This is a genomic window from Streptomyces sp. sk2.1 (assembly GCF_008120935.1).
Taxonomy (GTDB): domain Bacteria; phylum Actinomycetota; class Actinomycetes; order Streptomycetales; family Streptomycetaceae; genus Streptomyces.
Genome location: NZ_RDBO01000076.1, coordinates 33062 through 45148, shown reverse-complemented (window position 1 = coordinate 45148; position 12087 = coordinate 33062). Strand labels below are relative to the sequence as shown.

The following is a 12087-nucleotide window of genomic DNA, read 5'->3' as shown; positions in this document are numbered from 1 at the left end:
CGTGACCGGACGCCCCTTCCGGCGCCCGGCCGAGCCGGGCGGGTCGCGTCGGCTCGTCGTTCACGGCTGGGACACCAGCAGGTGGGCGGCGAGACCGACGATCACGGCACTGGACACCAGGGCGGTGGACAAACGGCCGTGAGGTCCCGTCAGCACACGGCCGAGCAGGGCTCCGCCGCCGGCGAGCAGCAGTTGCCAACTGGCGGAGGCCGCGAAGGCCGCCAGGACGAACACGGCCTTGTCCCAGTGATCCGGTGCGGCGGCACCCTGGCCGGCGAGCACCAGGGCCGCGAAATAGATCACGGTGATCGGGTTCATCAGTGTGATGCCCAGGAACCCGAGATACGCCCGCACCGGACTCATCGGTTCGCGGTTCACCCCACCCACGTCCTGCCGCCTGCGGTACATGGCGACGGCCGTCACCGCGCTCCGGCACGCCAGAGCGAGGAGCACCACGGCCGAGGCCCGACGCAGGGGCAGCGCGATCGGCCCGATGACGGGCGCGAGCGTCGAGCCCCCGACCATCGAGACCAGCGCGTACAGGCCGTCGGCGGTCGCGACGCCCAGAGCGGCACAGGCACCGACCCGCAACGACGTCCGCGCGGTGAGGGCCACGAGATACGTCGCGACCGCTCCCACCGGCATGGCGATGCCGTAACCGGCCAGGAGACCGGCGACCAGGGCCGTGCTCATGCGCGATGCGGAGTCGACCTTCCCGGACAGCCGGACTGCTGTCGGCCCGGTCCCGCAACGGCGGCGGAGGCGGGCATCGGCAGCAGGAAAGCAGTCGTCGTGGTCATGGGTGGATTCTCGGGGTTGCCCGGCCGGCCGGGCAACCCGATTGAACGGCTGCCCCGGCGCGGACGGAGGATACTGCGCTGCTCACCGCCCGATACCCTCAACCGATCTCTGTGCCGCCCCGCGCAGTTGCGGTGAGCCGGGCCGCTGCAGGGTGCTGTTGCGGCCCGGCCTCGGTGCCCGCGCCCGGTGATGTCCGCGGCACACCACCCGCAGGACCGGCCCCTGTTCCGGTGCCGGGCTACTTGGCGCAGGTGCGGTCGCGGGCGGGCAGGTGGCCGGTGGCGAGGTAGGAGTTGACGGTGGAGTCGATGCAGGCGTTGCCGTAGACGCCGTAATTGACGTGCTGGTTGGCTCCGGCGAGGGTGAGGAGGCGGGAGCCGGGCAGACGGTCGTGCAGGGCGACGCTGTTGGTGTACGGGACGCGGGGGTCACCGGTGGAGGCGACGATCAGGGCCCGGGTGTCGCGCCGGACCCGGACGGGTGCCTCCCGGGGGCGCTCCCAGAAGGCGCACGGGGTGATGCTCTCGGTCAGCGGGGCGAACAACGGGTGGGCGGCGCGGCCCCGTTCGATGTCGCGCCAGTACGTCTCGGGGTCGCGCGGGGCGGCGACGTCGCCGCACAGGATCGCGGTCTGGGCGCTGGCCACGGAGGAACCGGCGGGGGTGAACACGCTGCGCAGCAGGTCGGCGAAGGCGGGCGACAAGGTGGTGGGGCGGCCTTCGGCGGCCCGGGCGAGCAGGGACATGTGCTCGGCCAGGGAGGCCCGCGCCGGGTCGGTCTCGTCGGCGAGTTCGGTGAAGAGCAGGGCGGGCACCTGGCTGCCGTCGAGGCGGAAGACGTCGGGATCGGTGCCGACGGTGAGCGGTTCGCGGGCGGAGGCGGCGATCACGTCGTCGAGGGTGGCGCGCACCTCTTCGCGGGTGCGGCCGAGTCCGTAGGTGTCGTGGCGCGCGGCCGTCCACTCGGCCCAGTCGTCGTACGCCTTCTCGTTCTCGGCGTCGGCGCCCTTCAGGAGGCGGGGGTTGTAGCGGTCGGGGTCCAGGGCGCTGTCGAGGACCACCCGGTCGTAGCGCTTGGGGAACATCTGGGTGTAGGCCGTGCCCAGGTACGTGCCGTAGGAGAAGCCCAGGTAGGAGATCTTCCGCTCACCGAGGACGCTGCGGACGACGTCGATGTCGCGGGCGGTGTTGCGTGTCGTGACGTGCGGCAGGACGGCACTGTTGGTGGCCCGGCACTGTTCCGCGACGCTTCTGGCACGGGCCACCTGGCGGTCGAATCCGGCTCGGTCCGGGCCGGCCGAGAGCAGGCCGGGGCCGGAGGACAGGCCGCAGTCCAGGGGGGTGCTGCGGCCGGTGAAGCGCGGGTCCATGCCGATCAGGTCGTAGCGGGCGCCGGTCTCCTTCATCACGGGGCGCACGACGAGCCCCGTGCCGAGGCCCGGACCGCCCGGACCGCCGGGGTTGATCAGGAGGGAGCCGATCCGGTGGCGGGTGTCGGTGGCCCGCAGGCGGGATATGGCGACGGTGATGGTCCGGCCGCGGGGCTTGCCGTAGTCGAGCGGTACGGTCACGTCCGCGCAGCGTGCGCCCGCGACGTCGAGGGCACGGCCCGTCCCGTCGTCCGCATCCCGGGCGCAGCGGTGCCAGTGGGGGCGCTGCTGGTAGTAGCGGCCGAGCCCGGCCGAAGGGGCCGCGTCGGCGGCCGCGGGCGTCGCGGCGGTGGCGGCGGGTGGCGCGGCCAGGCCGGTGGTGAGGCCGGCGGCGAGGACGAGTCCTACGGCCGAGGCGCGCCGTACGGCGGTGCCGGGGGTGATCATGGTGCTTCTCCTGACAGTGATGGACACGGCCGGTCCGGGGAGCGTCCGGGCCGGGCAGGTCGAGCCTTCCAGCGCACCCCGCCCGCGCGCATCGCCGTGCGACACGAAACGCCGGTACGTCAGGCGCAGCAGGACGGGCCGCCGACGTGCACCCTGCGCACTACCTCCGCCCCGGACGCGACGGGAACTCCGAGCACTGGACCCCGGATCCGCGGGCGGCCCCCTGCGGTTCCCCGTTGCCGGTACACGTACGTCCCTCGACTGGATGGAGGACCACCCGGCCGACTCGGCCGGAAGCCGGAGAAGATCCAGGAGACATGGCTCTTCGTCCAGGCGTCGCAGCTGCTGCGGGCACTCGCCCCAGCGGTACCGGCAGGGACCGCGGCAGCGATGGTGATGACGGCGAGGGCGGGCGTGATGCTCCTCATGGCGGGTCGCTCCTGCCCGCCGATAGGTTGGCGGGATGAGTGATCGACAAGACGTGGGCGACGACGACGCCGGACGGGCCGCGGCGCTGTGGCGGGAGCTGACCGCCTGGCTTGCCGAGCATGCCCCCGCTTCGGCGGCCTGTCTTCGACCCGGTGCCGGCGAGGAGGCACTGGCCCGGGTGGAGGCGCGCATGGGGTTCGCTCTGGATGCTGGGCTGCGCGAGGTGTGGGCCGTCAACGACGGCGTGGCCGATGACGACGACTCGGGTGCGGGCCTGTTCCTGGACCGGCACGCGTTGCTGCCGGTGGCGACGGCTGCCGACATCCACGATGACCTGTGCGATTCGTTCTCTGAGGAGTGGGGCCGGTTGTGGCTTCCGCTGACCACGAACGAGGTGAACGAGCCCTGGATGGGCTCCACCATCGACTGCGGCAGTGGACGACTCGGCGCCTGGTCCATGGAGGACGCCCCGGAGGAGCCCGGGGGAATGTCCTTCGTCGATCTGCTGGCAGCGGTGGTGGAGGCGGTCAAGGACGGCCGGGGAGCGTTGATGCCCTCGCCGGGCCGTTCGGGAACGGTTCCCGGCCTGGCCGACGGGGCCCTGGTCTGGCAGGACCCGGGGGAGGTCCTCGTGGCGAACTGGGCGCCGCTGCGTTACTGACTTCGGCTCGTCAGGGTGAACTTTCCCGAAGTCCCTGATGGGCTTGGTGTGGTGGCTGTATTCGATGGTGTGTGAGGTATTCGGATGGGGGCGGGCTGACCGTTGCGGGACGGGTGCGTCGGGAGTCGGTGCGGATGCGCCTGAACACCCACGTCTCCCACGCCATGCGCGAGTTGATCGCCGAGCGTGCATGGCTGACGGTGTTCCTGCTTCCCGCCTACTCGCCCGACCTCAACCCCGTCGAGTGGGTCTGGGCGCACGTCAAACGAAGCCTGGCCAACCTCGCCGTCATGGCCCTCGACCGACTCGAGGCCCTCGTCCGCAACCGGCTCAAGCGCCTGCAGTACCGCCCCGACACCCTCGACGGCTTCATAGCCGGCACCGGCCTGACCCTCGACACCCCGACCTCACCCTGACGAGCCGAAGTCAGTAGAGCCCCTCCCGACACCGGGACCCCGACAGGCGTGTGGCGCCCCGATGCCCCGGAGGGCTCGGGACGCCACACGGCTCTTGGCGGGTGACTACGGGATGAGGTCAGGGTCGAGGTCGGTGATCTCGCACTCCACGATCTCCTTCTGGACCGCGTCGTCGCAGCCGATGTCGGCCAGGGGCGCGTACACGTAGTACGGGTCCGCGTCGAGCATGCGGTAAGCCTTGGCGAAGGCGGAGAACGGACGCATCGCGCCGGAGTTCACCGACAGGGCCATCGACGAGCGCCCGCAGGAGACGTTCTTCCAGTCCGGCTCGGGGTAGCGGCCGTCGTCCCGCAGGTAGATCTTCCCGTCGGCGGCCTTGCCCTCGTAGGTCTGCACGCAGACCGCCCCGTTGGCCACCTCGTTGGAGGTCGCTCCGGACGGCATCATGGACGCGGGCATGCCGGCGGATTCGTAGGTGGCGTTGAAGGAGTACTCGTCACACGAGGCGACGTCCCTCTTGGGGTGGGCGTACTGCTTGATGGCGCCCTTGGTCAGCTTGTGCGGCTGGAAGCCGTACTGTCCGGAGCGGCCGCAGATCTTGTTGCGGTTCTGGTTGGCCCCCCGGTCCCATTCGTTGCGCTGATTGTCCTTGTGTTCCGGCTTGCTGGACATGGGCAGGTAGTGCAGGGGGTGGAACGGGTTGCTGCCCGGCCCGGTGTTGGCGTCGCCGTTGTTCTTCAGACCCATCTTCGAGCGGATCAGGTAGATGTGCGCGGCGGCGGCCGGGAACTCGTTGGACTTGATGGTGTAGCCGGGTGCGTACTCCTGGAACACGCAGCCGGGCGGCAGGCCGACATCGGCGAAGTCGCAGCGCGACCTGGACTGGAACAGGTTGTCGCCGTTCAGCCCGAGGTCGGTGTCGTCGTCGCCGGAGGCGCCGGAGAACTCCGGGCCGATGAAGCCGACGGGGAACTCCCGCGAGCGGATGGAGTCCTTGCGGGACTTGCCGTCCCAGCCGGAGCCGTTGGCGCCGCCGTTCATGTCGTTCTGCACGTCGTAGGTGAGGGTGGCCTGCCCGGTGACTTCGTGGGCGTCGTACTCCTTGGCGCCCTTCCACGTCATCGAGCCGTCCCAGGCGAAGTTGGTGCCGGCGCCCGTGCAGCCGAAGTCACACCGGGGATCGAAGCGGATGGTGATGTCGTTCTTCATCGCCGGGGTGGGCGGAGGCGAGCTCTTCGGCCGGATCCGCGCCCAGTACTTCATGTCCGGGCTCTTGGTGTCGAGCTTGATCTGCACGTCGATGAAGAAGTCGGCCTGCGACAGGCGCACCTTCGTCTTCTTGTCGTAGGTGTAGTACTCGTAGTAGGCAGCCATGCACATCTCGGTGCGGCTGAACCAGCCCCACAGCGCCTCGTCGGGGTTCGGCGTGCCGTCGGGGTTGAGCCCCGAGCACGCCGGGACGAGCTCCTCGGTGGCCAGGGCGCTGCTCGGCTGCGGGGTGTCGGAGAGCCGTTCGGTGACGATGGACGGCTTGGTGGCCCTGCCGCCCTCGGCGTGCACGGGCTTGATCTTCGCGCACATCACGGTGCCGTCCGCCCGGTCGGTGCAGTTCTCCTCGCCGGCGCGGCTCAGCTTCGCGACGCGGGTGCCGTAACCGGGGATCAGCTGCCACTCGCCGGTGGCCTTGAACTTGCCGTCGTTGTAGGCCGGCTTGTCCGGCAGCTTGATGTTCACCACGTGGTTGGTGCGGACCTGTCCGCCGGCGAGGAAGCCGTAGGTGCCGGCGGTGCCGACGTTGTCGGCCCGGTCCACGGTGGCGACCTCCACGTGGTGGGCGCCGACCCGGTCCGGGGTGGCCGAGAACGATCCGGTGGTGCCGGCCGTGGGCACGGACTGCCAGTCGGCGGCCGCCAACCGCGGTGCACCGGTACCGCCGTTGTCCTCGCCGCCTTCGGTGCCGTCCAGCAGGGCGGAGTCGGCGTCCTCGACGAGATCGGCGTCGAGCCGGTAGCGGATCTCACGGGCGCCGGCGTCACCGGTGTCGACGTCGAAGGATCCCGGCACTCCCACGCCGCCGCCGTTGCCGTCGTCCGGGTAGGTGGCCGAGGCGATGGTCTGCGGCTCACCGGGTGCGGTGGTGTCGACGACGAACTGGGTCCAGGGGGACCAGCTGAGGTTGTAGTGGGTTCCGTCGTAGGCGTTCGTACGGAACTTGTACGTCCTGCCGTCCTTCAACTGTCCGGCCGGGACGGTGACGGAGGCCGGCTTGCCCGAGTCGACGAAGTCGGACACGATCAGCCCCTCGCCCGCGGGCGTGGTGATCGGGGTGTTGGTGGCGGCGTCGTAGACCTGGAAGGTGCCGTTGACCTTGTCCCCGTCGGGGTCGGTGAACGTGTCCCGCAGGGTCGGGGTGGTGGTGTTGACCGCCCACACGCCCGCGTACGACTTGAACGGCGCGCCGGCCTGCCGGTTCGTGCCGTCCGAGGGGCGGTAGTTGTAGGTGACCGACAGCTTGGGCTGGTTGGCCGTGTTGTTCGCGGAGTTGACCCGCTTCCAGGCCTTGATGTCGTCGGTCGCCGCGCGCAGACCCATGTGGCCGCGGGTGGCCTTGGCCGAGGCCCAGGACTGGACGAGGGTGTCGACGTCGGCGTTGATCCACCCGTCGGGCTGGGTGGCGGCGCAGTCCGGGTTGCCCTTGGTCTGGGTGGAGGAGTGGTACTCCTGCTTCCAGTCGGGCTGCGAGGCCCAGCGCGAGGACGTGGAGGGGGCGCCGGTGTCCCAGACGGTCCACTTCTGCGCGACGCAGTCGGTGTTGCCGGAGTGGAAGTTCCACAGCGCCAGGTTGGTGTCGACGATCAGCGCGTCCTGGATCGGCGTGGTGTTCCAGGTGATGAACGAGCGTGCGGTGCGCGGGGTGCCGTCGGGGTTCTTCGTTCCCGGGTTGCCGAAGTCGAGTTCGGTGTCGTTGGACCAGTCGACGGTCTCGCCCTGCTGCACGTAGGTGTCGAAGGTGTTCGACAGCGCGGAGGTGGAGGGGTCGACGGTGACCGGGTACTTCGTCCTCGGGTCGGCGAGGAACTCGGCCGAGGGGGTGACGACCAGATCGACCTCGCCGGCGCCCCTGGGGACCACCTTCATGTCGACGCGTGCCCGGTTGGTGTGTTCGCCGGAGCGCTTGTCGACAGCCGAGTCCCACATGACCGGGGCGGGCATGGTGGCGCGCCGGGCACCGGTTCCGGCATCGGTGAAGGTGACCGAACCGTCCTCGTTCGCCTTCGCCTTCAGGCCCTTCGCCCTGACCGGCAGGGTGTAGGAGTAGGCGCCGGTGGGCCGTTCGCCGATCTCGACGAACTGCTCGAAGCCGGTGCGGGTGGCCTCGACGACGACGTCGGCGCCGGGCACGGCGTTCCTGTACCGGGCGCGGGTGCCGTCCAGTTCGGGCTTCGGCAGACCGCCCTTCCACCGGAGGGTCACCTCGCTGTCGCCGCTGCCCAGGGTGACCAGGTCACGGGCGGGGGCGTCCTGCGCGGCGCGCAGCGACTTCGGAGGAGTGCCGCTCCCGCCGCCCAGTCGCAGACCGCCCGGGTGCGCCTTGGGGACGACGCTGCCGTCGGCGGCCTCGGTGAGAGTGGCGTCGGCCTTCCGCCACGCGCCGTTCTTCCAGACCCGTTCGGGGCCGGCGGTCAGCTCGGTGGTGAGGGTGCCGTCCGGGTTGGCGACGGTGTAGGTGGTGGGGGTCGTCTCGTCGGTGACGACGACCTTCTTCCCGGTCTTCTTCGCCCGGGTGACGGCCCAGGCCGTCGAGCCCTTCGCGTGCTCGGCCGCCCACGCCAGGTCCGACTCCCATATCTCCTTCTGGGAGGGGGACTTGGCAAAGACGGCGGCGGCCGGTGCGGTCGGTCCGTCCGGCGCGGCCACGGCCGTCTGGCCGGATATGAAGGCGGCCTCGGCCGCCAGTACCAGGGCGGACGCCAGGGCGATGCGCGCTCTTCGGCGCCGTGGGCCGGGACGTCCGGCCGTATGTCTGGACATGGGTGAGTCGTCCTTTCCGGACCCTGCCGTTCGGCAGGATCACAGAGGGACGCTAACGGTGGTCCAGACAAATCCTGTGGACGGAATGAAATATTCCGAGTGACCACCGACATGGTTGCCCGATGGAAGTGCGCATTCCATGAAGGTTTTCTGACGGCCGTGCAGGTCCTGTGGCAACCGGCGGACGGTGGGTTTGGCCGCGGGAGAACGGGAGTCGGGGACCGGTGCGGCCTGTCGCGCCCTCCCCGGCAGGGTCCGCCGTACGCCCCCGGCAGGGCCGTTCCCGCCGGGGGCGTACGGCTACCTCGGCGGGGGAAGGGCCTCGAAGGCGCCCATCAGGAGCGGGTCCAGGGTGCCGGAGCGGCGGATCGAACGGGGCGGTCGGGCCTGGAGGGTGGGGCCGACGGCCCGCAGCAGGTTCAGGTACGCCGCCTGGGTCTCGGCCGCCGGGTCGATGCCGAGCTCCTCGGCCAGCACCTCGCGCAACTGCTGGTACGCGCGCAGGGCGTCCGCCCGGTTGCCGGCCGAGGCGTACGCCGCCATCCGGCAGCGGTAGGCGCTCTCCCGGAACGGCGCACGGCGCACCGCCTCGTCCGCGTACCGCACCCCGTGGTGCTCGTCGCCCAGGGCCGAGGCGGAGAGACTCGCCAACTCCAGTGCGTTCAGGCGTAGTTCCTCAACCCGTTCCCGGACGCTGCTGACCCACTCCCCGTCGTGCGCCGGCAGGAACGAGCCGCGCAGATTGGACACCGCCCCGGCGGCGAGCTGCTGTGCCACGGGATAGGCGTGCTCCGCGAACGCGTCCTGCGCCTCGGTGACCGCCGCGTCGGCCGCCTCCAGGTCGACCGCCGCGTCGCCGGGCAGCCGCAGCAGATAGCGCCCGCTGTGGGCGACCAGCGGGGTCCCGCCCGGTTTCTGGCGCGGGTCGCTGACATAGGCGCGCACCCGGCTGACGACGCTGCGCAGGGCCGATGCCCAGGTCTCGGGCAGTCCGTCCGGCCACACGGTGTCGGCGAGCTGGTCGCGGCCGGTTCCCGAGAAGCGTTCCAGGACCAGCCGGGCGAAGGCCACCTGGGCCTGGGCGCTCGACAGGTGCTGGGGCGGGGTTCCGTCGTGCTCGATGGTGACGAGTCCTACGAGTCTGATCAGCAAATCTGGCTCCCCAAGACATCGGCGGCTCCCCTGGCCGAAAGCGCGTGGGTGCGGCACGGAATGGATCGTGGACCATTTCGGGGACGATCACAGGATCGTCACCCCTTTTACATTCTCTTTCCCGTGCATTCGACCGTACCGGCGGTCAGTCGGCCTGTTCAACCGTGGCCGTAAACATACCCGGGCGAATACTCGGAACCGTCCCTTCCGGTATTTGGCGGCTTATCGCTCGACCTTTTCGCGAATGAAATTCGAGCCATCCGTGCCCGTATTGCGCGCGCCTTGCGGCCGCCCCCTAGAAATGACGTCGCGTTGGGACAAGGGCAAGAAGCCGAACGAAGCCGTGGAAGAGGAGACGCACGTGAACGCACCCGGAGCATGGGAACGCCTCGAACCGAAACTGGCGGCCACCCGGCGGCGGGTGCGGGCGCTCGAATCGGAGCCCGACCGCCGCAACAGTTTCGTCGCCTACACCGTCGAACGCGACAGCGCCCACGCCGATCTCGACGGACGCCGACTGCTGATGATGTCCGGATACAGCTACCTCGGACTCGCCGGTGACGAACGCGTCGTCGCCGCCGCCAAGGCCGCCGTCGACCTCTACGGGACCGGCAACCACGGCGTGCGCGCACTGGCCGGATCCATTCCGCTGCACGAGGAACTGGAGGCCGAGGTCGCCCGGTTCGCCGGGCGCGAGACGGCCATGGTCTTCGGCTCCGGCTACGCGGCCAATGTCGGCACCGTGGGCGGCCTCGTCGGCGCGGGCGACACCGTCTTCATCGACAAGTACGACCATGCCTCGATCGTCGACGGCTGCCGCCTCTCCGGCGCCACCGTCACCCGCTTCCGCCACAACGACGTCGACCACCTCGACCGCAGGCTGCGGGCCGCCGGACCCGACGGCGTACGCCTCGTCGTCGTCGACAGCGTCTACTCCATGGACGGCGACATCGCCCCACTGCCCGAACTGCGCAAGGTGTGCGACGAACACAACGCCCTCCTGATGGTCGACGAGGCACACGCGCTCGGCGTCATCGGCGCCACCGGACGCGGCATCGAGGAACACTTCGACCACGCCGTCGAGGTCGACATCAAACTCGGCACGCTCTCCAAGGCCATCCCCTCCATGGGCGGCTGGGTCGCGGGACCCGAGCGGCTGATCGGCCATCTGCGGTACGCGGCACGGCCGTTCCTGTTCTCCGCCGCCCTCGGCCCCGCCCAGGCCGCCGCCGCCCTGGAATCGCTGCGCATCCTGCAACGCGAACCGGAACGGGTCGCCCACATCCAGCACCAGTCCGAACGGCTGCGCGCCCTCATCAACGCCGAGGGACTGCGCACCCAGGACAGCGAGACCGCGGTCCTGCCGCTGATCGCCGGCTCGGACGAGGCGGCGTACGACCTTGCCACCGCCTGCCGCCGCAACGGCGTCATCGGACTGCCCGTGGTCACCCCGGCCGTCCCCAACGACCTCGCCCGGCTCCGGATCGCCGTCACGGCCCGCCACACGGAGGCCGACATCGACTTCGCCGCCGAGGTCTTCCTCAAGTCCGCCCGAGAGTGCGGCATCCTCCCCGCCCGATAGGACGTACCCCCATGGCGACCTCCACCGGACCAGCGGTCGTGATCACCGGCATCGGCGTGGTCACCCCCGCGGGCTGCACCCCCGACGAGCTGTGGGCCGGACTGCGCGCCGGCCGGTCCACCGCGGCCGAGCTCACCCACCTCGACCTGACCCGCCACCGGGTGCGCATCGGCTGCCGGGTCCGCGGCCTCGACACCATGGACCTGGTGCCCGCGAAGGACGCCCGCCGGATGGACCCGTTCGCGCTGTACGGGACGACCGCCGCACTGGCGGCCCACCGGGACGCCGGCTCCCCGGCCCCGGACCCGGGCCGCACCGCGGTCGTCGTCGGCAACGCGGTCGGCGGGCGGGCCACCAGCGACCGGGAGTCCGCGCTGTTCACCGCGGACGGCCCGCACCGGGTCAACCCGCTGATGCCGCTGATGACCATGCCCAACGCGGCCGCCGCGCAGATCGCCATGCGACTGGGCTGGACGGGACCCGCCACCACCATCGCCACCACCTGCGCCAGCGGCGCCGACGCCATCGGCCAGGCGGCGCTGCTGCTGCGGACCCACCGGGCCGACGTGGTCGTCGCGGGCGGCTGCGAATCCACCCTGACCCCGGTCACCCTGGCCGGCTTCGGCAACCTGAACGCCGTCTCGCTGCGCAACGACGAGCCGGACCGGGCCTCGCGGCCGTTCGACGCCGACCGCGACGGGTTCGTCATGGGGGAGGGGGCCGGCTTCGTCGTCCTGGAACGGGCCGACGACGCCCGGGCGCGCGGCGCGCGCGCCTACGCCGAGGTCGCCGGGTACGGCGCCACCTCCGACGCCCACCACCTGTCGATGCCGCTGCCGGACGGCGCGGGCGCGGCCGGTGCGATGGCCGCCGCCCTCGCCGAAGCGGGTCTCGCCCCGTCCGACATCGCCCATGTCAACGCACACGGCACGTCGACCCCGCACAACGACCGGGCCGAGGCCGCCGCCCTGACGAAGGTGTTCGGCACCACCGGCCCACCGGTCACCGCCCCCAAGGGCGTCATCGGCCATCTGATCGGCGCCGCGGGTGCCGTCGAGACAATCGCCGCCGTGCTGGCGATGCGGGCCCGAGAGGTGCCGCCCACCGCCAACCACGAACGCCTCGAACCAGGAATGGACATCGACGTGGTCCACGGAGAACCCCGCCCCATCGCCTCGGGCCCGCATCGCCAGCCAGC

General features: G+C 71.1%; 7 protein-coding genes and 1 pseudogene. 4 read left to right on the top strand and 4 right to left on the bottom strand.

Annotation, left to right across the window (positions count from 1 at the left end; all coding sequences use genetic code 11):
* Positions 1 to 60: 60 nt before the first annotated feature.
* Both EAO76_RS27025 and EAO76_RS27020 read right to left on the bottom strand, forming a co-directional pair.
* Entirely contained in the window at positions 61 to 693 is a 633-nt protein-coding gene (locus tag EAO76_RS27025; protein WP_148838546.1) for a LysE family transporter, read from the bottom strand.
* Positions 694 to 1039: 346 nt separating this feature from the next.
* Positions 1040 to 2617, bottom strand: coding sequence for an alpha/beta fold hydrolase (locus EAO76_RS27020; protein WP_148838545.1), 1578 nt, complete (start codon positions 2615 to 2617; stop codon positions 1040 to 1042).
* Between the two features lie 463 nt (positions 2618 to 3080).
* Between EAO76_RS27020 and EAO76_RS27015 the strand changes: the two genes are divergently transcribed.
* Both EAO76_RS27015 and EAO76_RS27010 read left to right on the top strand, forming a co-directional pair.
* Positions 3081 to 3707, top strand: a complete 627-nt coding sequence (locus EAO76_RS27015; protein ID WP_148838544.1) for a hypothetical protein — start codon at positions 3081 to 3083, stop codon at positions 3705 to 3707.
* A 137-nt stretch (positions 3708 to 3844) separates the two neighbouring features.
* A pseudogene (locus EAO76_RS27010) lies at positions 3845 to 4123 on the top strand (transposase); the annotation flags it as partial.
* A 105-nt stretch (positions 4124 to 4228) separates the two neighbouring features.
* On the opposite strand, the gene EAO76_RS47365 reads toward EAO76_RS27010, so the two are convergent.
* A complete protein-coding gene (locus tag EAO76_RS47365) occupies positions 4229 to 8155 on the bottom strand; it encodes a DNRLRE domain-containing protein (RefSeq protein ID WP_316248375.1) in 3927 nt (1308 codons plus the stop codon).
* A gap of 300 nt (positions 8156 to 8455) precedes the next feature.
* Complete coding sequence (locus EAO76_RS27000; protein ID WP_148838542.1) at positions 8456 to 9307, bottom strand: bacterial transcriptional activator domain-containing protein; 852 nt, start codon at positions 9305 to 9307, stop codon at positions 8456 to 8458.
* A 361-nt stretch (positions 9308 to 9668) separates the two neighbouring features.
* Between EAO76_RS27000 and EAO76_RS26995 the strand changes: the two genes are divergently transcribed.
* Together EAO76_RS26995 and EAO76_RS26990 are read left to right on the top strand one after the other, a co-directional pair.
* Complete coding sequence (locus EAO76_RS26995) at positions 9669 to 10889, top strand: aminotransferase class I/II-fold pyridoxal phosphate-dependent enzyme (protein ID WP_148838541.1); 1221 nt, start codon at positions 9669 to 9671, stop codon at positions 10887 to 10889.
* Positions 10890 to 10900: 11 nt separating this feature from the next.
* On the top strand, positions 10901 to 12087 hold a 1187-nt coding region (locus EAO76_RS26990), incomplete at its 3' end, for a beta-ketoacyl synthase (RefSeq protein WP_148838587.1).

Excerpts from the sequence above, each read along its gene's own strand:
- EAO76_RS27025 (WP_148838546.1), bottom strand. The coding sequence starts at position 693 with ATGAGCACGGCCCTGGTCGCCGGTCTCCTGGCCGGTTACGGCATCGCC.
- EAO76_RS27020 (WP_148838545.1), bottom strand. The coding sequence starts at position 2,617 with ATGATCACCCCCGGCACCGCCGTACGGCGCGCCTCGGCCGTAGGACTC.
- EAO76_RS27015 (WP_148838544.1), top strand. The coding sequence starts at position 3,081 with ATGAGTGATCGACAAGACGTGGGCGACGACGACGCCGGACGGGCCGCG.
- EAO76_RS47365 (WP_316248375.1), bottom strand. The coding sequence starts at position 8,155 with ATGTCCAGACATACGGCCGGACGTCCCGGCCCACGGCGCCGAAGAGCG.